The 20,532-nt window shown below is 70.4% G+C and carries 21 protein-coding genes; 8 read left to right on the top strand and 13 right to left on the bottom strand.

Annotated features, from left to right (window positions below):
- Nucleotides 1-5: 5 nt before the first annotated feature.
- Entirely contained in the window at nucleotides 6-884 is an 879-nt protein-coding gene (locus ACYQ78_RS20660; RefSeq protein ID WP_459802507.1) for a 1,4-dihydroxy-2-naphthoyl-CoA synthase, read from the top strand.
- The gene (gene menD, locus ACYQ78_RS20655) at nucleotides 872-2,521 is read left to right on the top strand and encodes a 2-succinyl-5-enolpyruvyl-6-hydroxy-3-cyclohexene-1-carboxylic-acid synthase (protein WP_459802506.1); all 1,650 of its coding nucleotides are present in this window, start codon (nucleotides 872-874) and stop codon (nucleotides 2,519-2,521) included. Before ACYQ78_RS20660 ends, menD begins: the two co-directional genes overlap by 13 nt.
- Here menD and ACYQ78_RS20650 read toward each other — a convergent pair.
- The 7 genes from ACYQ78_RS20650 to ACYQ78_RS20620 form a co-directional block, all read right to left on the bottom strand.
- On the bottom strand, nucleotides 2,491-3,078 hold the full coding sequence (locus tag ACYQ78_RS20650; RefSeq protein WP_459802505.1) for a GTP-binding protein: 588 nt from the start codon (nucleotides 3,076-3,078) through the stop codon (nucleotides 2,491-2,493). The genes menD and ACYQ78_RS20650 overlap by 31 nt on opposite strands.
- Nucleotides 3,059-3,418, bottom strand: coding sequence for a DUF742 domain-containing protein (locus tag ACYQ78_RS20645; protein WP_459802504.1), 360 nt, complete (start codon nucleotides 3,416-3,418; stop codon nucleotides 3,059-3,061). The genes ACYQ78_RS20650 and ACYQ78_RS20645 overlap by 20 nt, the downstream gene beginning before the upstream one ends.
- Complete coding sequence (locus ACYQ78_RS20640) at nucleotides 3,415-3,828, bottom strand: roadblock/LC7 domain-containing protein (protein ID WP_459802503.1); 414 nt, start codon at nucleotides 3,826-3,828, stop codon at nucleotides 3,415-3,417. Before ACYQ78_RS20640 ends, ACYQ78_RS20645 begins: the two co-directional genes overlap by 4 nt.
- Nucleotides 3,825-6,083: a sensor histidine kinase gene (locus ACYQ78_RS20635; protein ID WP_459802502.1), complete on the bottom strand. Its 2,259-nt coding sequence runs from the start codon at nucleotides 6,081-6,083 to the stop codon at nucleotides 3,825-3,827. The genes ACYQ78_RS20640 and ACYQ78_RS20635 overlap by 4 nt, the downstream gene beginning before the upstream one ends.
- Before the next feature lie 141 nt (nucleotides 6,084-6,224).
- The gene (locus ACYQ78_RS20630; RefSeq protein ID WP_459802501.1) at nucleotides 6,225-7,733 is read right to left on the bottom strand and encodes a prenyltransferase/squalene oxidase repeat-containing protein; all 1,509 of its coding nucleotides are present in this window, start codon (nucleotides 7,731-7,733) and stop codon (nucleotides 6,225-6,227) included.
- Nucleotides 7,730-8,524: a terpene synthase family protein gene (locus tag ACYQ78_RS20625; RefSeq protein ID WP_459802500.1), complete on the bottom strand. Its 795-nt coding sequence runs from the start codon at nucleotides 8,522-8,524 to the stop codon at nucleotides 7,730-7,732. Before ACYQ78_RS20625 ends, ACYQ78_RS20630 begins: the two co-directional genes overlap by 4 nt.
- On the bottom strand, nucleotides 8,521-9,873 hold the full coding sequence (locus ACYQ78_RS20620; RefSeq protein WP_459802499.1) for a cytochrome P450: 1,353 nt from the start codon (nucleotides 9,871-9,873) through the stop codon (nucleotides 8,521-8,523). The genes ACYQ78_RS20625 and ACYQ78_RS20620 overlap by 4 nt, the downstream gene beginning before the upstream one ends.
- A 393-nt stretch (nucleotides 9,874-10,266) precedes the next feature.
- Here ACYQ78_RS20620 and ACYQ78_RS20615 point away from each other — a divergent pair, with 393 nt between their 5' ends.
- The 4 genes from ACYQ78_RS20615 to ACYQ78_RS20600 all read left to right on the top strand — a co-directional run bounded on the left by ACYQ78_RS20615 (nucleotide 10,267) and on the right by ACYQ78_RS20600 (nucleotide 15,210).
- The gene (locus ACYQ78_RS20615; protein WP_459802498.1) at nucleotides 10,267-12,645 is read left to right on the top strand and encodes a glycoside hydrolase family 5 protein; all 2,379 of its coding nucleotides are present in this window, start codon (nucleotides 10,267-10,269) and stop codon (nucleotides 12,643-12,645) included.
- Between the two features lie 193 nt (nucleotides 12,646-12,838).
- On the top strand, nucleotides 12,839-13,849 hold the full coding sequence (locus tag ACYQ78_RS20610; RefSeq protein WP_459802497.1) for a ketopantoate reductase family protein: 1,011 nt from the start codon (nucleotides 12,839-12,841) through the stop codon (nucleotides 13,847-13,849).
- Between the two features lie 85 nt (nucleotides 13,850-13,934).
- Nucleotides 13,935-15,032, top strand: coding sequence for a cellulose binding domain-containing protein (locus ACYQ78_RS20605; RefSeq protein WP_459802496.1), 1,098 nt, complete (start codon nucleotides 13,935-13,937; stop codon nucleotides 15,030-15,032).
- A 43-nt stretch (nucleotides 15,033-15,075) separates the two neighbouring features.
- Nucleotides 15,076-15,210 (top strand): hypothetical protein, encoded by a 135-nt coding sequence (locus tag ACYQ78_RS20600; protein ID WP_459802495.1) that lies wholly within the window; start codon nucleotides 15,076-15,078, stop codon nucleotides 15,208-15,210.
- Between the two features lie 109 nt (nucleotides 15,211-15,319).
- Here the strand turns inward: ACYQ78_RS20600 and ACYQ78_RS20595 are convergent, their stop codons facing one another.
- Entirely contained in the window at nucleotides 15,320-15,988 is a 669-nt protein-coding gene (locus tag ACYQ78_RS20595) for a response regulator (RefSeq protein ID WP_459802494.1), read from the bottom strand.
- A 73-nt stretch (nucleotides 15,989-16,061) separates the two neighbouring features.
- On the opposite strand from ACYQ78_RS20595, the gene ACYQ78_RS20590 reads away from it, so the two are divergent.
- Nucleotides 16,062-16,268 (top strand): EF-hand domain-containing protein, encoded by a 207-nt coding sequence (locus tag ACYQ78_RS20590; protein WP_062439771.1) that lies wholly within the window; start codon nucleotides 16,062-16,064, stop codon nucleotides 16,266-16,268.
- Between the two features lie 26 nt (nucleotides 16,269-16,294).
- On the opposite strand, the gene ACYQ78_RS20585 is transcribed toward ACYQ78_RS20590, so the two are convergent.
- The 5 genes from ACYQ78_RS20585 to ACYQ78_RS20565 form a co-directional block, all read right to left on the bottom strand.
- Entirely contained in the window at nucleotides 16,295-16,888 is a 594-nt protein-coding gene (locus ACYQ78_RS20585; RefSeq protein WP_459802493.1) for a maleylpyruvate isomerase family mycothiol-dependent enzyme, read from the bottom strand.
- Nucleotides 16,881-17,333, bottom strand: coding sequence for an SRPBCC family protein (locus ACYQ78_RS20580; protein ID WP_459802492.1), 453 nt, complete (start codon nucleotides 17,331-17,333; stop codon nucleotides 16,881-16,883). The genes ACYQ78_RS20585 and ACYQ78_RS20580 overlap by 8 nt, the downstream gene beginning before the upstream one ends.
- Entirely contained in the window at nucleotides 17,326-17,682 is a 357-nt protein-coding gene (locus ACYQ78_RS20575; protein WP_459802491.1) for an ArsR/SmtB family transcription factor, read from the bottom strand. Before ACYQ78_RS20575 ends, ACYQ78_RS20580 begins: the two co-directional genes overlap by 8 nt.
- Before the next feature lie 374 nt (nucleotides 17,683-18,056).
- Entirely contained in the window at nucleotides 18,057-18,449 is a 393-nt protein-coding gene (locus ACYQ78_RS20570) for a hypothetical protein (RefSeq protein ID WP_459802490.1), read from the bottom strand.
- A 13-nt stretch (nucleotides 18,450-18,462) separates the two neighbouring features.
- On the bottom strand, nucleotides 18,463-19,851 hold the full coding sequence (locus tag ACYQ78_RS20565; RefSeq protein WP_459802489.1) for an NAD(P)/FAD-dependent oxidoreductase: 1,389 nt from the start codon (nucleotides 19,849-19,851) through the stop codon (nucleotides 18,463-18,465).
- Between the two features lie 18 nt (nucleotides 19,852-19,869).
- Here ACYQ78_RS20565 and ACYQ78_RS20560 point away from each other — a divergent pair, with 18 nt between their 5' ends.
- Nucleotides 19,870-20,505, top strand: coding sequence for a helix-turn-helix domain-containing protein (locus ACYQ78_RS20560; protein ID WP_459802488.1), 636 nt, complete (start codon nucleotides 19,870-19,872; stop codon nucleotides 20,503-20,505).
- Nucleotides 20,506-20,532 lie beyond the last annotated feature (27 nt).

The following is a 20,532-nucleotide window of genomic DNA, read 5'->3' as shown; positions in this document are numbered from 1 at the left end:
ACAGCATGGTTTCTGAACTGTTCGACGAGAAGGCGTGGCGCCCCGTCGAGGGCTTCGACTTCGCCGACATCACCTACCACCGGGCGGTTGATCAGGGCACGGTTCGGATCGCCTTCAACCGTCCCGAGGTGCGCAACGCCTTCCGCCCGCAGACGGTCGACGAGCTCTACCGGGCCTTCGACCACGCGCGCCAGCAGGTCGACATCGGCTGCGTGCTGCTGACCGGCAACGGCCCGTCGCCGCGCGACGGCGGCTGGGCGTTCTGCTCCGGCGGCGACCAGCGCATCCGCGGCAAGGACGGCTACCAGTACGCCGACGGCCTGCCCTCGACCGGCCGCCTCCACATCCTGGAGGTGCAGCGCCAGATCCGCTTCATGGGCAAGATCGTGATCTGCCTGGTGCCCGGCTGGGCGGCCGGTGGCGGCCACAGCCTCCACGTGGTGGCCGACCTGACGATCGCCAGCCGCGAACACGGGAAGTTCAAGCAGACCGACGCCGACGTCGCCAGCTTCGACGGCGGTTTCGGCAGCGCCTACCTGGCCCGCCAGGTCGGTCAGAAGTTCGCCCGCGAGATCTTCTTCCTGGGCGACACCTACTCCGCCGAAGACGCCCACCGCATGGGCATGGTCAACGCGGTCGTGCCCCACGAGGAGCTCGAGGTCGTCGGGCTCGAATGGGCGCGCAAGATCAACGGCAAGAGCCCGACCGCGCAGCGGATGCTCAAATACTCCTTCAACCTCATCGACGACGGCCTGGTGGGCCAGCAGGTGTTCGCGGGGGAGGCGACGCGGCTGGCGTACATGACCGACGAGGCGGCCGAGGGCCGCGACTCCTTCCTCGAGAAACGATCACCCGATTGGAGCCCGTTCCCATGGCACTTCTGAGCGGGAACGGCTCCACGGCGCTGGCCGGGGTCGTCGTCGACGAACTGGCCCGGTGCGGGCTGGCCGAGGTCGTCGTCTCCCCCGGCTCGCGCTCGACCGCCCTCGCGCTGGCCTTCCACAACAGCGAACACATCCGGCTCCACGTGCGGGTCGACGAGCGTTCGGCCGCGTTCCTGGCCCTGGGGCTGGCCCGCCGGTCGGGCCGCCCGGTCGCTCTCGTGTGTACGTCCGGAACCGCCGCCGCCAACTACCTGCCCGCCGTGGTCGAGGCCGCCGAATCGGGCGTCCCGCTGCTGCTGCTGACGGCCGACCGGCCGCCGGAGCTGCGGGCGACCGGCGCCAACCAGACGATCGACCAGATCAAGCTCTACGGCGCCCACGTGCGGTGGTTCTGCGAGATGGGCGCGGCCGAACCCGGCCAGATGCCCTATTGGCGCACCACGATCGACCGGGCCTGGTCGGCCATGCTCCACCCCGACAGGGGCCCGGTCCACATCAACCTGGCCTTCCGCGACCCGCTGATCCCGTCGGGAGACGCCGACAAGCTGCTGGAGGGCCGCGCCGACCGGCAGCCGTGGACGTCGATCACGCCGCCCGCCTTCCAGAGCGAACCGTTCGCGCTCCCGGCCGAGGAGCGCGGCGTCATCGTCCTCGGCGACGGCGCGGAGGACGACGACTGGGAGGGCCTGGCCGAGGCCACCGGCTGGCCGATCCTGGCCGAGCCGACCAGCGGCCACCGTCACGGCCCGGCGGCGATCTCGACCTACCGCAGCCTGCTCGGCGACCCGGCGTTCGCCCGGGTCTTCCGGCCCGGCCTGGTGGTCACGTCGGGCCGGGTCGGCCTGTCACGGGCCGCGCTGGCCTACGTCCGGTCGGCCGAACGCCACGTCGTGGTGTCGCGGGAGGCCAGGCACCCCGACCCGACCCGGACCGCCTCGGCCGTGGTCCCCTCGGTGCGGGCCACCTCCCCGAGCGGCCCGACCGACTGGACGGCCACCTGGCACGAGGCCGAGAAGCGCGCCCGCGACGCCATCGACCTGATGCTCGACGCGACCCCGGTGAGCGAGCCCCGGCTGGCCCGCGACCTGGTCGCGGCGCTGCCCGCGGGCGCCCTGCTCTTCGCGGGGTCGAGCATGCCGATCCGCGACCTCGACCTGGCCATGCGCCCCCGCGACGGGGTGCGCATCCTGGCCAACCGGGGCGCCTCGGGCATCGACGGCCTGGTGTCGTCGGCGATCGGCGCGGCCCTGGCCCACGACGGCCCTTCGTACGCGCTGATCGGCGACCTGTCGCTCATCCACGACCAGAACGGCCTGGTCATGGGCCCGATGGAGCCGAGACCCGACCTGACGATCCTGGTCGTCAACAACGACGGCGGCGGCATCTTCTCCACCCTGGAACCGGCCGGACGGCCGGAGTTCGAGCGCCTCTTCGGCACTCCCCACGGCGTCAGCGCCCGCGACGTCGCCGCGATGGCCCAGGTGCCCTACGCGCGCGTCAACGGCGTCAACGAGCTGCAACCCAGCACGGGCCTGTGGGTGGTCGAGGTGGTCACCGAACGCGACGAGCAGGCCGCCGTGCGGCGGCGCATTCAGGAGGCGGTGTCTCAGACCTTGGCCACGGGCCGCTTGCTGTAGGCGTGCTGGACGAGCGCGATCAGCACCTCCTTGCCGGAGGCGCGGCGGCGCGCGTCGCACAGCAGCACCGGGATGTCCGGCGGCAGGCTGAGCGCCAGCTTCACCTCGGCCAGGTCGTAGACCGGGGCGCCCTCGAAGCAGTTGACGGCGACGACGAACGGGGTGCCGCGCCGCTCGAAGTAGTCGACCGACGGGAAGCAGTCGGACAGCCGCCGGGTGTCGGCCAGCACGACGGCTCCCAGGGCGCCCCTGGCCAGTTCGTCCCAGACGAACCAGAACCGGTCCTGGCCGGGGGTGCCGAACAGGTAGAGCACGTAGTCGTCGCCGACGCTGATCCGGCCGAAGTCCATCGCCACGGTGGTGGTGGTCTTCGTCTCGACGCCGGACAGGTCGTCGACGCCGATGCTGCGGTCGGTCAGCACCTCTTCGGTGCGCAGCGGCCGGATCTCGGAGACCGCACCGACCATCGTCGTCTTGCCCACCCCGAAGCCGCCCGCGATGAGCAGCTTCACGGGTGTGGGCATGCGTACCGCTTTTTTAGAGGGCACGGAGGCCATCGAGCACCGCCCTATACATTCGCTCGTCGAGTACGTCCACCTCGGGCTGGGGGTCCTGGACCGCCACGAAGCCCGCGTCGAGCAGGTCGCCGAGCAGCACCCGGACCGTGCCGGCCGGCAGGTCGAGCGCGGCGGCGACCTCGGCCACCGACAGCGGGCGGTGGCACATCTTCACGATCGCCAGGTGCTCGGGATCGAGCCCGACCTCCAGCCCGGTCGGCTGCCTGATGGCGACCGCCAGGGAGATGAGGTCGAGGTTGGCACGCGCCTCGGTGCGGCCGCGGGAGATGACGTAGGGGCGGACGACCTGTTCGTCGTAGAGCTGCTCGTCAGGGTTCACGGGTCGCTCCTGGTCGCCGTAGTCGCCACTGTCCGTGCGGGGGACGTCAGGTACTGCCCGACACGGACCACGAGCATCGCCATCTCGTAGGCCACCAGGCCGACGTCGGCGTCCTCCTCGCAGAGCACCGCGAGACAGGCGCCCTTGCCGGCGACGGTGACCAGCAGGTAGGCCGACCGCATCTCGATGATGGTCTGCCGGACGGCGCCACCGTCGAAACGTTCACTGACGCCGCGTGCCAGCGACTGCACCCCCGCGGCGACCGCGGACAGGTGTTCTGCACTGGCTATCTCCAGGTCCCGTGAGCTCGCCATCAGCAGCCCGTCGGAGGACAGCACGATGCCGTGCCGCACCTCCTTGACGTTGCTGACCAAATCGTCGAGGAGCCAGGCGAGGTCGGCCGCGGTCACCGATCGTCCCCTTCGTTCTGTTGGAGTTTGCGGGCCGCATCGGACCGGCCACGCCGGGTGCCCGACTGGAACGAGCCCATGATGCGCATGATCTCTTCAGGTGACCGGTCGTCGTCGTCCTCTTCCGGTTCGGCGAGGTCGTCGGCCGCGTCACGCAGCGGCGCGGCGATGTTCGCCTGGGGAACGCGGAAGGGCAGACCTGAGGGGGTGAACTCGGTCACGGTGGCCTCCGGGACGCGCGGAGCGACAGGGGTGTCCTGCACGGGCTCGGGGCGGCGCGGCGTGAGCTGCGCCACCGGCGCGGCGAGCATGGTGACCTCGGCCAGCCTCGGGGGCGCCTCGGGCAACGGCAACTGCTCAGCCGGGGGGATGTCGGCGGGCCGGTCGTCGATGACCAGATCGCGCGGCAGCAGTACGACGGCGGTCGTGCCGCCGTAGGGGGAACTCTTCAGCGACACCTTGATGCCGTGGCGTTCGGCCAGGCGGCTGACCACGTAAAGGCCGAGCCGGGCGGTGCTGGAGAGGTTGAACTCCGGGGGGTTCAGGATGCGGGCGTTGGCTTCGTCGAGGTCCTCCTGGGTCATGCCCAGGCCTCTGTCCTCGATCTCGATGGCGTAACCGCTGGCGACCGGCTGGCCGCCGACCTGCACGACCGTGTAGGGCGGCGAGAACGACACCGCGTTCTCGATCACCTCGGCGAGCAGGTGGATGACGTCGCCGACGGCGCGTCCGGTCAGGTCGACCGGGCCCATCGGGACGATCGTCACGCGTGTGTAGTCTTCGACCTCGGCGAGCGCGCCGCGGACCACGTCGACCATCGGCACCGAACGCCGCCAGGCGCGGGCCGGGGTCGCGCCCGAGAGCACGATGAGGTTCTCGGCGTTGCGGCGCATGCGGGTGGCGAGGTGGTCGACCCGGAACAGGTCCTTGAGCTCCTCGGCGTCGGTCTCGCGGCGTTCCATGACGTCGAGCAGGGTGAGCTGGCGGTGCACGAGCGACTGGGTGCGCCGGGCCAGGCTGAGCAGGATGTCGCGGATCGACTGCCGGAGCTCGGCCTCCTCGACGGCGGTCCGGATCGCGGTCTCCTGGACGGCGTTGAACGCCTGGCCCACCTGGCCGATGACGTCGCCGCCGAACTCCAGGGGCGGCGCCTCCTTGGCGACGTCGACCTTCTCGCCGTGGGCGAGGCGCTCGACCACGCCGGGCAGCCGCTCGTTGGCCAGTTCGAGGGCGGCCTCGCGGAGCTTCTCGAGCTGCGCGACCAGCCGCCGGGCCGTGGTGATCGACAGGATGATCGACGCGATGACCGCGATCAGCCCGAGACCGCCGGCCAGCGCGAGCCGCACGATGACGCCGATCGCGACCGGGGTGGCGCGCTCGAGCACGCGGTCACCACCCGCGAGCACCTCGTCGCTCATGCGGCCGAGCGCGACGGAGGTGGTCTGCTGCCACTGAACCGCCGAGAGGGGCGGCACCTCCAGGGTCCGGCCGCGTTCCATCACCTCGTTCTCGGCCGCGCGGAGCCGGGTGAACGCCTCGCTCTTCAGCAACGCGTCGAAGTGGGCCCGGTCGGGGGCCCGCAGCTCGGCGACCTGCTCGGCCGTATGGAAACGCTGGGCGCCGACGATCTGCACGAATTGCGCGTGTTCCCCGGCGACGAAACGGCCTGCCGCGATGGCGCCCGCCAGCAGCGCGTCCTCCTGCGAGAGAACCTCACGTGCACGCTGGAGATTGATGAGAGTGCGAGCGTCTTTGGCGATTTGCTCGTCGTCGAGGGTCGCGGCCGAGAAATACGTGCGGAAGATGGCGTCGAGCGCCTTGGTGTAACCCTCGGACGCCTGGCCACGGTTGATCTGTCCCTCGTCGACCGCTTTGCGTATCTCGGGCAGGGTCGCGAGGAGACCGAACAGCTCGTCGAGGTTCTTGACCGTGTCGGGGCTGGAGGCGAACGCGACGTCGTCGCCCCTGGCCAGGGCCTCGAAGTGGGCCCTGGTCTCGTCGGTCTTGGCCCGGACCGCGGCCAAGTCGGCCTGCGGACGGCGGCTGGCGAGCAGGACGACCGTCGCGCGCCGCTCATTCTGGAGGGCCAGCACGAGCGCGTCACTGGGCTCCGCGACACCCTGGTCGATCGTGTTCACGAACAGGAGGTTGACGCCTTCCCGGAGCGTGACCCAGGCCGCGAACCCCCAGAGGGCCGCGAGGGACAGCAGCAGTGCCACCACCTTGGTCCGCACTCGGGAATTGCGGAAGCGCATATCAACCACCTTGGGACGTTTCCCGGCGATTACTAACAGTTCACCGCTTTGCGGGGATTTCTGGGGTGCAAGCCGCACGCGCCTCGGGGAACCCTAGCAATGCCAGGAAACACACTCAACTCGCGTGTCCCTTTTATGTACTCATATCTGGAGGTACGCAGCGACATTCTGTCGCGAAAGATGACGCGCCGCGATCATGGCCGCTCGGACGATGGAAACGGGCAGGTACAGGTCCTTGTCATGCCACAGAGGCGGCCATTCGGAGATGTCATCTTCTTCGGTCAGAAAGGCGTGCCCGCGTGCCGCCGCCTCGCGGTGGCGCGCGTCTCCGGCCAGCAGCAGCATCTGGAGCGCGTAGGCGGTCTCCTCCTGCGTGCCGGACCACCTGCCCCAAGATCCGTTTTCGCGCTGGTTCGCGAGAGTCCAGGTCAGTGCCCTGTCAACATGAGAGCGCGCCGCAGGGCCGCCGTACTCGTGCAGGGCCAGGGCGGCGCACGCGGTGGCGTAGAGAGGGCTGGCGTGCCAGCGGTCGGTCCATGATCCGTCGGGGAGCTGCCGCCCGGCGAGCCAGGTGATCACCTTCTCCATCCGGGGGCGGTGGTGGACGGCGCCCGGGACGAGGCTCAGGTGGCGGCCCAGAGCGTCCAGCACGTGGGCGTTCGTGCTGATGGAGGCGCCCTCCTCCCCCTGCCACGTGCAGAAATGGGTGTCCAGCTCGTACGCGAGCAGGCACTCGGGGTCGTACGGAATCCCCAGCAACCCCAGGGCGTAGAGGGCGACCGAGGTGGTGTCGCAGTCGGGGGGCAGGCCGGGCCCGGCAGGGGTACCGGCGGGGCCGATCGCCGCCGCCAGGTCGGCCACCATCTCGGCCGGTGGGTCGACCGCGACACCCGCTCTGACCAGCGTGCTCAGCACCCAGCCGCGCTCGAAGACGGTGATCGGCAGGCCCACCGGGACCGGCCCGCCGAAGCGCCGGGCCACCGCCTCCAGGTGCAGCCGGGCCGGGTTGCCGGGTTCCAGGAGCCCGCTGTCGCCCAGGTAGGCCGCCGTCGCGGCGGGAGACGCGCCGACCGTCCCAATTGAAGTAAGGCTTGTTTGCGCAAAAATCGCGGAATCTCCCGCTATTTCCAGCGCGTGGTGCAATTTCTCTGGAAGTTGCCCACCGGATTTCAACCTGTCGCGAATTCGGCCGAGCGGCGCCGCGCTCATGCCGGGCGGCAGGGGCAGGCCCGCGCCGCCGAAACGTTCGTTGATCAGGCCGATCAGGTGCGGCACGATCAGCTCGATCGCCGGCATGTCGGGCAGCGGCCGCCACGGCTCGTGGATCAGGCGCCGCGCCAGCGCCGCCATGCCCCGGTGCGCGGCGACCTTCGGATCTCCACGGCGCGGGGCCGGATCCCCCCGGTCGACGGCGGACAGCAGTCCTTCGGTCGCGGACAGGGTCGGCACCAGGTCATAGCCGTCGGGCAGGCCCCACCCGCCGTCGGGACGCTGCCCGGCGCACAGGTATTCCATCCGCTCGGTGTGCCCGGTGAGCCAGGGTGCCAGGGTGACCATGCGGCCGGTCTCGTAGACCGACGGCGACACGTCGCCCCACGGTCTGGCCATCAGGTCGTTGACCAGATGGCCGACCGGATCTTCCGGGCTCACCGGCTGCCCCAGTAATCGGCGACGCCGTAGAAACCGGAACTGTAGCCGATCTGGCGTCCCAGATAGCCCGATTGGGGGCCCGTCCCGATCAGTTCCCTGGCCGTCGCGGTCAGCGCGGCGATGTGGGCGCGGATCTCTTCCGGGGTCGGGCCGAGCATGAGGGCGTTGAGGTCGCCCCAGCTCACGTCCCGGTGGTGGGTGGCCAGATCGTTCAGCAGGCGCAGCACCTTCTGCACCTCGTCGCTGGCCGGGAGCAGGTCGCGCACCCCGGTGACTCCGTTCCTGATCCAGTGGGCGACGTTGACGAACGTCGATCCGAAGTTGGCGGCGTTGCCGAGGTAGGCGTCGAACGTGGGCGGCTCGCCGCCGGTCTTCCAGGCGAACTCGAGGCGCATGGCGTGCAGCATCCGGGCCAGTTCGGCCTCGAAGAGGCCGCTCGGGTCGGCCACCTCGTCGCGGATCTCGTTGAGGAACTCGGTCAGCGGGCCCTTGGCGGCGCCGTCGAGGCATTCGTCCACGATCGCGTCGACCTCGTCGATGCGGGAGGCACGGTGGTCGATCAGCCAGTCGACGGCGAAGATCCACAGAGACAGCCGGTTGGCCACCCGCAGTTCGGCCACGGTCGCGTCGGGCGAGCCGAACGCGTTGGCCAGCGAGACGGCGTTGAACAGGGTCGCGTCGAACGGTTTCGCCGGGAAGAGGGCGGAGTGGGCGGCGGCGCACGCGGTGAGATCGCGCGCGGACCCCGCCGCCAGGCCGCTCACCCGGCCGGCGGAGTACGCGTCGATCACTTTTTCACCGGACGCAGGATCATCTCGATCTTCTTGCGGCTGCGCAGCGTCCCGGCCGGCTGCACCGGGAAGGGCCCCTCGGTGACCAGCTCGGGCCGGAACCGCTTGAGCAGCCCGGCGACCAGCAGCGGCGCCTCGATGTGGAACAGGTGCTGCCCGAAGCAGTTGTGCGGTCCGGCGCCGAACGGCACATACGAATACCGATGGCGGCGGTCATCCCTCCCGGGGGCGAACCTCTCCGGGTCGAAGGTCAGCGGGTCGGGCCAGAACTCGTCCAGGCGATGGGTGATGTACGGGCTGATGAGCGCCTGCGCCCCGGCCCTGATGGTGACGCCGCCGATCTCGTGGGTTCTGGTGACCGTCCGCGGCATGGCCCAGCCCGCCGGGTAGAGGCGCAGCATCTCGCGCAGCACCATGTTCAGGTAGCGCAGCTTCGGCAGCGTCTCGGCGTCGACGGGCCCGTCGCCGGTGACCTCGTCGATCTCCGCGTAGAGTTTGGCCGCCACGTCGGGGTGCTCGTGCAGGAGGGGCCACAGCCAGTTCAGCGCGGCCGCGGTGGTCTCGGCGGCCGCGCCGTAGATGCTGACCAGGTCGTCGCGGAGCTTGAGGTCGGTGAGCTCGCGACCCTCGTCGTCGCGAGCTCGGACCAGCGCCGAGATGACATCGGGCCCGTCGCTTCTCTCCTTGCGGGCCTGCCGGATCAGCGGGTAGATCACGTCGTCGATGGTCTGCTTGGCGGCCAGGAACCTCTTGTCACCCGGCAGCGGCACCCTGTCGGGCACGAAAGGCAGCGCGATCCGGAAGCCCAGGGAGACGTTCGCGACGGCGTACGCGGGCTGGAGGACCTCGGCCTCCCGCGGGGAGATCCGGTCGCCGAAGAGGACGGAGATGACCGCCCGGGTGAGGATGCGGTTCAGCTCCTCCATCGCGTCGATCGGCACGTTCGGGGTGAGCTCGTCGAGACCTTCGTCGACCGTGGCCGCCATGTCCGCCGTCAGCGAGCCGATGTGGCGCGCGGTGAAGAGTGGCTGGAGCACGGCCCGGCTTGCGGCCCAGCCGGGCCCCTCGCTGATCACGCTGTCGCCGAGCAGCCGCCCGACGGGCTTCCAGAACATGCCCTGGCGCAGGTAGCTGGTCCAGTCACCGCGCAGCGCGTGCTGGAGGTGGTCGGGGTGGCTCAGCAGATAGGGCCGGAACGGCCCGACGTCCAGCCGGACGATCTCCCCCCGGGCGTCCCTGGCCACATCGGCCAGACCCTCCAACGGGGCTCGGACGACCATGGGCAGCAACCGGTGGAGGGGTAGGTTGCGCTGGGGCCGGGTGGGTCTCGCGGGTGTCTCGACGGACATTTCTGGTGGCTCCCCACACTGATGGATTTGCGCAGCACAAACAGCGCTCACGGCGGATGAGCGCTTGCGAATGGTCCAAGAGATTCGTGCGTACGTGACCAGGAACAATGACCGGGTTCGAACGGTCAGTAGAGTGTTGGTTACCTCCCATTTCTCACTTCACTGGCTATATGTCGCATCTGTGATGGTTTGCCATCACTACAGCATCACCGGCGCAGTATCACATGATCAAATGACGATGATCAATGTTGCAGCACAGTGACACTTTTGTGGACGCATGACCGAAATACCTGGATCGGTCCTAATTTGCCATGTTTTAACCCTTAATAGCCTGATCTGACCAGCACAAACGACCCCTAGTCGGGAAGCCTGTGGGGCTGGTTGGATCGCGGGGTGCCCCGTCACGTCACCGTCGACCCGACCGCCCTCCGCGCCGCAGGCGCCGGGTCCGGCGTGCTCGCGGGCCTGCTCACGGCCCTGAACCTGGCCGATCCCACCGGCCTGCTGGCCCCTTCCGCCGTCGAAACCGCGCTGACGGTGGCGGCCTTCGTCGGCGGCTCCTACCTGCTGCGGCGGGGGTTCCTGGCGACCTGGGGCGTGCTCGTGCTGGCCGCCGTCGCCGGGCGTTTCCTTGGGACCGTTCCGCAGGGCGAGGGCCCCTTGACAACGGCATGGTCGGCCGGGTTCACCGGTGTCTACCTGGGCCTTCTCTGCTGGCCCGCCGCGATCCCGGCTTGGATCGTGACACGCGGGGCGCGCCGGCCGGCCGCGGAACGGGTGCCGGGGCATCCGGTGATTTCCCGGCCCGGACCATCGGTCACGGAACCGATGCCTGGGAGCCGGCCGGTCGCAGAACCGGCCCTGAGCCCGGGAGTCCCCGCGCGGAAGGCCGGGCGCCGGGCCTGGGGGCGGCCGGTACCGGAGTTCACGCTCATGGCGGCCTTCGCGGCCATCGCGGGGCTGCTCGTGCTCGGGCACGAGTGGTGGACGCACTCCCCTGTCGGCTACGCGTTCGGCGGCGGGTGGTGGTTCTTCGCGCCGACGCCCGACGCCGGGGTGGTGGGCGGGCTGGCCGGGCTCGCGGTCTTCCTCGCCGTCGTCCACTTCGCCTCGGCCCGGCTGCTGGCGGGACCCGGGCGGTTCATCGGGTGCTGGCTCGCGTGCGTCTGCGGCGGGCTCTTCCTGGGCTTCGCCCAGAGTGTCACAGCCCTCTTCGGGTACGGCCCCGCCGACGCCGTCACCACCGACCTGTGGCCGCTGTACTCCCTGGTCATCCGCCTGGCCGTGGGCGCCTCCTACGGCGCGGTGATCGGCCTGTTCGCCGCCACGGCCACGATCCTGCTCCCCGGGAGGAAGGACGGCCCCAGGCCACTCACGGGAAGTCTGCCCCGCGTGAGCGTGGCGCTGGCCCTGGCACTGAGCCTGGCATCGGCCCTGTCGCCGGAGGCCGCCGCCCTGTCCGCCGCCCAGGTGATCACCGACGACCAGGGCCGCCAGGTGCTGTTACGCGGCGTTGGAGTGAACCAGCTCGTCGATTACTGGAGCGGCGACGCGACGAAGGAGACCGTGCGCCCGCTGACCGAAGACGACTTCGAGCAGATGGCCGCAATGGGCTTCTCGACGGTCCGGCTGGCCGTCTCCTGGTCGCTGCTCGAACCCGAGCCCGGCACCCTCGACCCCGGCTACGTCGCCCGCATCCGCCAGGCCGTCGAGCAGGCCGCCGCCCACGACATGGTCACCGTCCTCGACCTGCACCAGGACGCCTGGGGCCGGGGCGTGGTCGCCCCGATGGGCACCACCTGCCCGGCCGGCACCACCCCGCTGACCGGCGGCGACGGCGCCCCCGGCTGGGCCACCCCGTTCGACGGCAGCAAGCGCTGCGCGTTCCTGTCGAAGGAGCTGGCCCCGGTGGTCAGCCGCGCCTTCGACGACTTCTACGCCGACCGCGACGGCATCCAGACCCGGCTGGTCGCGACGTGGGGACGGCTGGCCCGCGAGTTCGCCCGGTCGGCCGACGTCGCCGGGTTCGACCTGCTGAACAACCCCGGCCTCGGCGAGACCCCGCCGCTGACCTCCTCGGCCGCCCTCGGCCGCTTCTACGCCCGCGCCGTCGCCGCCATCAGGGACGCCGAACGCACGGCGGGCGGGCTCCGCCACCTGATCTTCTTCGAGCCGGGCCCGCTGTGGTCGCCCTGGACGGGCTTCGCCGACGATCCCCGCCTGGTCTTCGCCGTCAAACCCGACGACCTGCCGATCGACCCCGCCCGCGCGGTCGCGCTCGCCGCGCGGATGGCCGGACGCTACGGCACCCCGCTGTGGACCAACGCGTGGGGCGGGGGGCGGCTGAACGCGTACGCGGAAGCAGAAGACGGCGCCATGATCGGCGGCGCCTTCTGGGTGTGGAAGCAGTCGTGCGGCGATCCGCAGCTCTTCGGGACCGATCCGGCCACCGCCGGGAACCTGATGGCCGTCGACTGCGCGACCGGCGAAGAGATCGCGCCGTCACCCTCGGTGACCAAAGTGGTGAGCAGGGCCTACCCGAGGGTGGTGCCCGGCCGTCTCACCTCGCTGTATTCGGATCCGGAGCGTCGCCATCTGCGGCTGACCGGAACCGGGGGGACCGGGCGGTGCGATCTCGACGTGTGGGCGCCGGGCGCGGCCCGCCCGGCGGTGACGACGTCGGGTGTGGCGACCGTGGCGTTCCGTGAGGTGCCCGGCGGATGGCGGATCTCCGGCTGCCCGGCGGGCGACTTCGCCCTGGAACTGCGGTGACCGGTCGCGCGTCAGGCGGTCGCGGTGACCAGCCAGGCGAGGCCCAGCAGGATGACGACCGGGATCAGCCAGACGACGACCTCGATCGCGAACTCCTTGTACATGAGCCTTCCTTTCCTTGAGGTCCGCAGTTTTCGCACCGCAGCATATTGGGTGACCCGAAATCCGCCGAAGTCAGCGTTCCACCGTCACGGTGACAGAGCTCTCCGTGACTGTAAAGCCGGGCAGAATCGGGTGCGTGCGCTACATCATCATCGGGGCCGGAGGTATCGGGGGCACTATCGGTGCCCGCCTCTTCCAATCAGGCCACGACGTCATATTGTCCGCCCGAGGGTCTCATCTGGCCGCGCTCCGCTCAACCGGACTGCGTTTCATTACGCCGAACGGGTCTATAACACTTCCGATCCCCGCCGTGGCCGACCCTTCTGACCTGGAGCTGCGCGAGGGCGACGTCCTGATCGTCGCCACCAAGACGCAGGACACCCCGGCCGCCCTCCAGGCGTGGGCGCCCCACTCCGACGGCCTGCCGCTGGTCTGCGCGCAGAACTCCGTCGAGAACGAACGCACCGCCCTGCGCCTGTTCTCCGATGTGTACGGAATGCTGATCTGGATGCCCACCCTGCATCTGGAGCCCGGCGCGGTCATCGCCTACGGCACCCCGAAGTCCGGCATGCTCCCGGTCGGACGTTATCCACAGGGTGTGGACAACCTGGCCGAGACGATCGCCGCCGACCTCGACGGCAGCGGCTTCGCCTCCTGGGCCGACCCCGCGATCATGCGCTGGAAGTACGGCAAGCTCCTCGGCAACCTCGGCAACGCCGTCGAGGCGCTGGCCGGCCCCGACCCGGCCGGTCACGACCTCGCCCGGCGCGCCCGCGACGAGGGCGTCGCGGTGCTGACCGCCGCCGGCATCGACGTGACGGGCTCCGGCGAAGAACGGGAGCGGCGCGGGTCCCTGGTCGAACACGGCGAGATCGAGGGCGTGCCCCGGCCGGGCGGGTCGTCGTGGCAGAGCCTGGCCAAGGGCAGCGGCACGATCGAGGCCGACTACCTCAACGGCGAGATCGTCCTGCTCGGCCGCCTGCACGGCGTGCCGACCCCGGTCAACGCGATGCTGCAGCGCGAGGCGAACCGCGCGGCCCGGGACCGTTCGGCGCCGGGTTCCGTCGATGTGGCGGCGCTGACTGAACTGGTTCAGTCGTGAAACGTACATAGACCTTCGCAGTTCAGAGCCCTGCGCTAGACGAATTGTTTGGAGACCATACGAACCGGTTCTTACGATCCGGGCCGTGAAGACGTCCAAGATGAGCGCCCTCGTGGCGGCTCTGGTGCTGCTCGCCGCGTTCTTCGTCGCGCGGCCCGCCGAGGCGGCCACAGTGCGGATCATGGCACTGGGCGACTCGATCACCGGTTCTCCCGGCTGCTGGCGCGCCCTGCTGTGGCAGCGCCTGCAGCAGACCGGCTACACGTCCATCGACATGGTCGGCACGCTCGGCCCGCAGGGCTGCGGGTTCACCTACGACGGCGAGAACGAGGGCCACGGCGGCTTCCTCGTCACCAACGTCGCGGCCCAGAACCAGCTCGTCGGCTGGCTGAACGCGACCAGCCCCGACATCGTGATGATGCACTTCGGCACCAACGACGTCTGGAGCAACCGCTCGACGACGGACATCCTCAACGCCTACTCCACCTTGGTCACCCAGATGCGGGCCAAGAACCCGGCGATGAAGATCCTGGTCGCCAAGATCATCCCCATGAACCCCTCGACCTGCGGCGAGTGCGCCGCCCGCACGGTCGCGCTGAACAACGCGATCCCGGCCTGGGCCTCCGCCCGCACGACCGCCCAGTCCCCGATCACGGTCGTCGACCAGTGGACGGGCTTCAGCACCGCCACCGACACCTACGACGGAGTGCACCCCAACGCCGCAGGCGACCAGAAGATGTCCAACGCCTGGTACCCGGCTCTGACCGCGGCCATCAACGGCACCACCCCCTCCCCGACCCCGACGCCTTCCCCGTCCCCCACGCCTTCGCCCTCTCCCTCCCCGTCGCCTTCACCGTCGCCCAGCCCGTCGCCGCAGCCCGGTGGATGCACGGCGACCTGGAAGCCCGGCACCCAGTGGGGCGGCGGCTTCCAGGCCGAGGTGATCGTGAAGGCCGGTAACTCTGCGATCAGCGCGTGGACGGTCCGCTGGACCTTCGCCAACGGCCAGCAGATCAGCCAGCTCTGGAACGGCTCCCACACCCAGTCGGGCGCCCAGGTGACCGTCCGCAACGCGGGCTACAACGGCAACCTCGCCGCCAACGCCAGCGCGACGTTCGGCTTCCTGGCCTCCTGGAACAACTCCACCAACGCGGCCCCCGTCCCCACCTGCACGGTCAGCTGACCTTCGCGGGGCCGACCCGAGAGCGGCCCCGAACCGTGGAGCCGTGGCCATCCCCCAGGCCACGGCTCCACCGCGTTTCCCGAGAAGGTCAAGGAGGGCGCAGGCCACCAAGGTTCCCGACGAGAACCCGCCGATCGCCCGCCTCGACGCCGGGCAGCACGGTCTCGGCCGCACATGAGCCGTTGGCCGCGGGACCACGAGCGGGCGGTCGGCGCCGGATACGGTGCGGGCCGGGACGGCGGTCGGGGCAGGGTGGGCGGAGCCGTAACGGAGAAGGAAGGTTCTTCTCAGGGTTGGAAGCGGTAGCCCATGCCCGGTTCGGTCACCAGGTGGACCGGGTGGGCCGGGTCGGTCTCCAGTTTGCGGCGGAGCTGGGCGAAGTACTGGCGCAGGTAGTGGGTCTCCTTGAGGTAGGCCGGGCCCCAGACCTCGGTCAGGAGTTGGCGCTGGCTGATGAGTTTGCCGGGGTTGCGGACCAGGATCTCGAGGAGGTGCCATTCGGTGGGCGTGAGGCGTACACCACCGGAAATGGTCTTGTCGGACAGGTCGACCACGTGGCCGCCGATCTTCACGGCGACCGGTTCGGCGCCCGTCGAGGCGGTGCGGCGGGTCACCGCGCGGATGCGGGCGAGCAGTTCGTCGATGCCGAAGGGCTTGGTGACGTAGTCGTCGGCGCCGGCGTCGAGGGCGTCGACCTTGTCGACGCTGCCCGCGCGGCCCGAGAGCACGATGATCGGCACCTTGGTCCACCCGCGCAGGCCGTGGATGACCTCCACGCCGTCGAGGTCGGGCAGGCCGAGGTCGAGCACGACCAGGTCGGGGTGCCAGTCGGCGGCCAGGCGCAGCGCGGCGGCGCCGTCGGCGGCCACGGCGACGTCGTATTCGCGGGCCGCCAGGTTGATGCGCAGCGCCCGCAGCAGCTGAGGCTCGTCGTCGACAACGAGGATCCGCGTCATGAATGCGAGGCTACGCCGGTCTTGGGCAGACATATCCCGCTAGGGTGCTGATCGCGTATCTGAGGAGGAATTCATGAGCGAGTACGCTCCCACCTTCGCCCTCGTCGACGCCGACGGCGACGGCCTCATCTCGGCCGAAGAGCTGACCCGCCTGGCGGATCTGCTCGGCCAGCCGCTCGGTGAGGCGGGTGCCGCCGCGGTGATCGCCAAGGTCGACGGCGACGGCGACGGCCTCATCAACCTGTCCGAGTTCGGCGCCTGGCTGGAGTCCTCCCGCTAGGAGCCGTCCCCGCTGGAACCGGGCGGCTACCCCAGGCGCCCGGTGAAGCGGAGGAAAGCCGTCTGTGGATCGGCGTCTTCCCGCCCCTGTACGGGGGCCTCGAACGCCCCCGTCGCCAGCAGCGCGGCGTGATGGGGAAGAAGAGCCTGATGTGTACGGATCACGGCGTCCTCGTCGAGGATCTCGTCACCTCCCGTGGCACGGGCCAGATCCCAGGTGTGCCCCAGCAGCTCCAGCGCGCCCACGACGTCGACGGCCCTCTCGACGGGAACGGGCCCGATCGGCGAGAACGGCAGGATCGTGGCCGCCAGAACGGGATCGCGGAGCACGGCCAGCAGGTCGTCCCGGCACGCCCCGAACGCCACCGCGAGATCGGCACCCGGCTCGACGACCGGAGCGCCGGACATGGACGACACCCCGACCCCGTGAGCGGGCGCGGGCGGAGCGCCGTGGACGAACCCGGCGATGCCCCGATGGCCGTTGACGACATGGGCGACGACGTCGCGGGCGGTCCAGCCCCGGCAGGGACTGACGGCTCCCCACAGATGATCGGGAACGGCCACGATCCGGGACGTGAAGTCGCTGGCGAGGCGGGCGTACCGGTCGGCGATCTCAGACATGGGCGAGGAGTTCCTCGAGGCGGTGCGTGAGCATGCCGCGCCAGCCGCCGCCCATGATCGTGCGGGCCTTGAGCTGGAGGGGGTTGTCGGGGTCGAAGCCCTCGTGGGTGAGGAAGATCCGGGTGCCCCGGCCCTCGGGGGCCAGGGTCCAGGTGATGGTCCACTCGGCTCCGGCCGGGCTCGCGGGGTCGGCGTCACGCCAGCCGATGCGCAGCATGCGCCCGGGTTCGAAGGCCAGCACCTCTGCCTGGACGTGACCCGAGAAGCCAGTGGCCGGGATGGCGCCGGTCTCCATGGTGTAGCGGTGCCCGACCTCCAGCCTGAAGTCACCGGGCATCAGCCACCGGGCGATCAGCTCGGGCTCGGTGAGCACCCGCCAGACCTTGGACGGTGGATGCGCGAGGAACTGGTCGATGCGGATGGCGGTCAGATCGTCGTCAGTCATGGGTGTCCTCCAGGGTGTCCTCGAGGGTGTCGAGAACCTCGCGCATGGCGGTCAGGCGGTCGCGCCAGAAGCGTTCGAACGGGTTGAGCCATTCCTGCACCTCGTAGAGGGCGGAACCCTCCAGGCGGTAGAGGCGCAGCCGGCCCGACCGGGTCTCACTGACCAGCCCGGCCTCCCGGAGCACCCGGAGATGCTCGGAGAAACTGGGCCGCGCCATGTCGAAACGCTCGGCGAGCACGCTGACGGGCTGCGGCCCCGAGTCACGCAGGATCCCGAGCACCTCCCGGCGAACCGGACTGGCGAGGGCGGCGAACACCCGCTCCTCGGTCGAGGCATGCGATATGGGCATGTCAGCCACTATACGTAGGAAATATCCTACCTGTCACCTCACGACCGACAGCGGGACGACATCTCCCCGGCCGCAAACCAAAGGCGCTCCCCGACCGCGAGCCGCTGACTTCCACCGACCACGAGTCATATCGGTTGCCGGTTGCCACTGACCGCGACGTGGTGTCGATCGCGGATGGTCGCCCCTATCGCGGGAGGTCGGCCCCATCACGGGGCGTCGGCCCCATCACGGGGCGTCGGCCCCATCACGGGAGGTCGGCCCTACCGCGGATCGTTGGCCCTACCGCGGATCGTTGGCCCTACCGCGGGGCGTCGGCCCCACCTCAGGGCGTTGGCCCTATCGCGGGGCGTTGGCCCTATCGCGGGGCGTTGGCCCTATCGCGGGGCGATTTCCCTGCCGGTGAGAGGGTCGATCATGACCGTCGGGTCTTCCGGGGCGATGGCGCAGCCGGGGCCGGTGCATTCCTGGTCTTCTTCGCGGTAGCCCTCGGGGAACGGGGAGGTCTCGTCGCCCATTTCGGCGGCGTCGCCGATGGGGCAGCCGCCCTCGCAGACCAGGTCGACGGCGGGGGCCTCCACGGGGGTCGCGCCCTCCAGGCCGTCGGTCACGCCGGAGACGGCGGGGACGCCGATGGCCACGGGTGGCGCGGAAGCCGTCAGGACCGCCGCCGCCAGCAGGGCCATCACGATCTTGGCCAGGGCCGCTCCCCGCCGGGAGAGCGTGTCTGCTTCGACCGTGATCTCCTCGGCCGCCCCGAATTCACCCATGTGGGGCAGTAGATCACGTGTCTCCGCTGGTTCGCAGGCCGCGCACACTTTCCCTCGGGTGGAGGCCGAAGCGGGGGGCAATGTCCGCTTCGCCGTTCAGCACCGAGGTCAGGTAGGTCGCCAGCGCCGGGGCGTGCTTGAAGCCGTGGCCGCTGTCGCCACCCAGCACCCAGACGCCCTCGTCGATCTCGGTGATGATCCATTCGGCGTCGGGAGTGATGGCGTACTGGCAGACCTGGGTGAGGCCCAACGGGACCTCGGCCAGGGAGGGGAAGCGCCGCGCCAGATAGTCGCGAGCCCGCCGCTCGCTGGACGGGAGGACCTCCCCGCGCGCCGACTCGGGATCGAACCCGGGCTCACCCTCGACATCGCTGGTGATCTTCATGCCGTGGCCGCCGATGTCACCGTGGCCGTAGGCGGAGGCGCTGTAATCGCAGAACGCGGGAACCCCGGTCCAGCCGGCGGCGAAATGCGTCGTGTCCTGCCGGGTGACCGTGATCGGCAACCCCTCGAACAACCCGGGCAACCAGGCCCCACAGGCCCAAACGACCTGATCGGCGACCATGACCTCGCCATCGACCACCACCGCGCGACCGACCCCGCGACCGACCCCGCGACCGACCGCGCTAACGCCGCCCACCGCCTTACGCCCCGCCTTACGCCCCGCCACGGCATCGGAGTCGGCCATCCCATCGCGCCCGGCCGCACCATCGCCCGACTCGGCCGCATCACCCCCCTGCGCGGCCGCATCACCGCCCTGCGCGGCCGCATCACCGCCATGCGCGGCCGCATCACCGCCATGCCCGCCCGCATTACCGCCCTGCCTGGCCGCATCACCGCCATGCCCGGCCGCATCACCGTCACTTATGCCCGCTACTCCCTGCCCCGCAGGCCGGGCGGTGCCCCGGATCAAGGTCACCCCGGCGTCCTGGGCCAGACCGGTGATCACTTCGGTGGCGCGGCGGGCGCGGACCACCCCGGCCTGAGGTTCGTAGAGGACCGTGGCCAGGTCGTCGTGGCGTAGCTCCGGGTAGAACCTCGCGGCCTCGGCCGAGTCGAGCAACGTACAAGGAATGTCTAGATTTTTCAGGACCTCGGCACTACGGGCCTCCCAGCCGTCCGCCTCGCGGCCGAACCACATGACGCCCTGCGGGAGGAAGATCTCCTCGCCCACGCGCTTGTTGAGGGCCAGCCACTCGCGGGTGGAATGCCAGGCCATTTGCGCGTAGAACTCCGAGGTTCCGTGGGCCGAGCGGACCAGGCGGGTCTCTCCAGCGCTGGCCCGGCGGGGGTCGTCTCCGGCGAGGCGTTCGATGAGGGTCACCCGGCGGCCCGACTCGGCCAGGCGCAGGGCCAGCGACGCGCCCCAGATGCCGGCGCCCACCACAATCACGTTCTGCACCGTCCCATAATCGGTCACATGGCTGTTGAGTCGGCACAGACCCTTGAGCGGGGTTTAAGGCTGCTTCGTCTCCTCGCGGAGACCCCCACCGGGATGACGCCGACCGAGCTGTCGGTGGCCCTCGAGGTCAGCCGGCCGGTCGTCTACCGGCTGATCGCCTCGCTGCAGAACGAGGGGTTCGCCCGGCGGGACGCCGCGGGGCGGGTGCTGCTCGGGTTCGGGGTGGTGAAGCTGGCCCAGGCGGTGCAGCCGCTGCTGATGGCGGCGGCGGTTCCCGCGCTGCGTCGGCTGGCGGAGGCGTCGGGGGCGACCGCGCATCTGACCGTGGCCGAGGGGGGCGAGGGGCTGGCCATGGCGGTGGTCGAGCCGTCGTGGACGAATCTCCACGTCGCCTACCGGGCAGGATCACGTCATCCGCTGTCGAAGGGCGCCGCCGGGCTGGCGATCCTGTCGCTGCGCGAGGGGAAGCCGCGTATCCAGGCCACCGAGGGGCAGCTTCAGGAGGGAGCCCGAGGGGTGGCCGCCCCGATCACGGGGCTCGGCTGGCTGGAGGCGTCGGTCGGGATCATCTCGTTCGGCGATCTCGACGTCGCCGTCGCCGGGGCGCTCGTGTCGGAGGCCGCCAAGGAACTCGGGGAGGCGCTTGACGTATAGTGGACGTCAACGTCCGGTATGCGTACA

The sequence above is a fragment of the Herbidospora sp. RD11066 genome (assembly GCF_054661255.1).
This window is presented reverse-complemented; position numbering and strand designations above follow the sequence as displayed.

Coding starts and splice junctions, on each gene's coding strand:
- ACYQ78_RS20590 (WP_062439771.1), top strand. CDS start 16,062: ATGAGCGAGTACGCTCCCACCTTCGCCCTCGTCGACGCCGACGGCGAC.
- menD (WP_459802506.1), top strand. CDS start 872: ATGGCACTTCTGAGCGGGAACGGCTCCACGGCGCTGGCCGGGGTCGTC.
- ACYQ78_RS20595 (WP_459802494.1), bottom strand. CDS start 15,988: ATGACGCGGATCCTCGTTGTCGACGACGAGCCTCAGCTGCTGCGGGCG.
- ACYQ78_RS20650 (WP_459802505.1), bottom strand. CDS start 3,078: ATGGCCTCCGTGCCCTCTAAAAAAGCGGTACGCATGCCCACACCCGTG.
- ACYQ78_RS20560 (WP_459802488.1), top strand. CDS start 19,870: ATGGCTGTTGAGTCGGCACAGACCCTTGAGCGGGGTTTAAGGCTGCTT.
- ACYQ78_RS20575 (WP_459802491.1), bottom strand. CDS start 17,682: ATGCCCATATCGCATGCCTCGACCGAGGAGCGGGTGTTCGCCGCCCTC.
- ACYQ78_RS20580 (WP_459802492.1), bottom strand. CDS start 17,333: ATGACTGACGACGATCTGACCGCCATCCGCATCGACCAGTTCCTCGCG.
- ACYQ78_RS20660 (WP_459802507.1), top strand. CDS start 6: ATGGTTTCTGAACTGTTCGACGAGAAGGCGTGGCGCCCCGTCGAGGGC.
- ACYQ78_RS20620 (WP_459802499.1), bottom strand. CDS start 9,873: ATGTCCGTCGAGACACCCGCGAGACCCACCCGGCCCCAGCGCAACCTA.
- ACYQ78_RS20585 (WP_459802493.1), bottom strand. CDS start 16,888: ATGTCTGAGATCGCCGACCGGTACGCCCGCCTCGCCAGCGACTTCACG.
- ACYQ78_RS20570 (WP_459802490.1), bottom strand. CDS start 18,449: ATGGGTGAATTCGGGGCGGCCGAGGAGATCACGGTCGAAGCAGACACG.
- ACYQ78_RS20635 (WP_459802502.1), bottom strand. CDS start 6,083: ATGCGCTTCCGCAATTCCCGAGTGCGGACCAAGGTGGTGGCACTGCTG.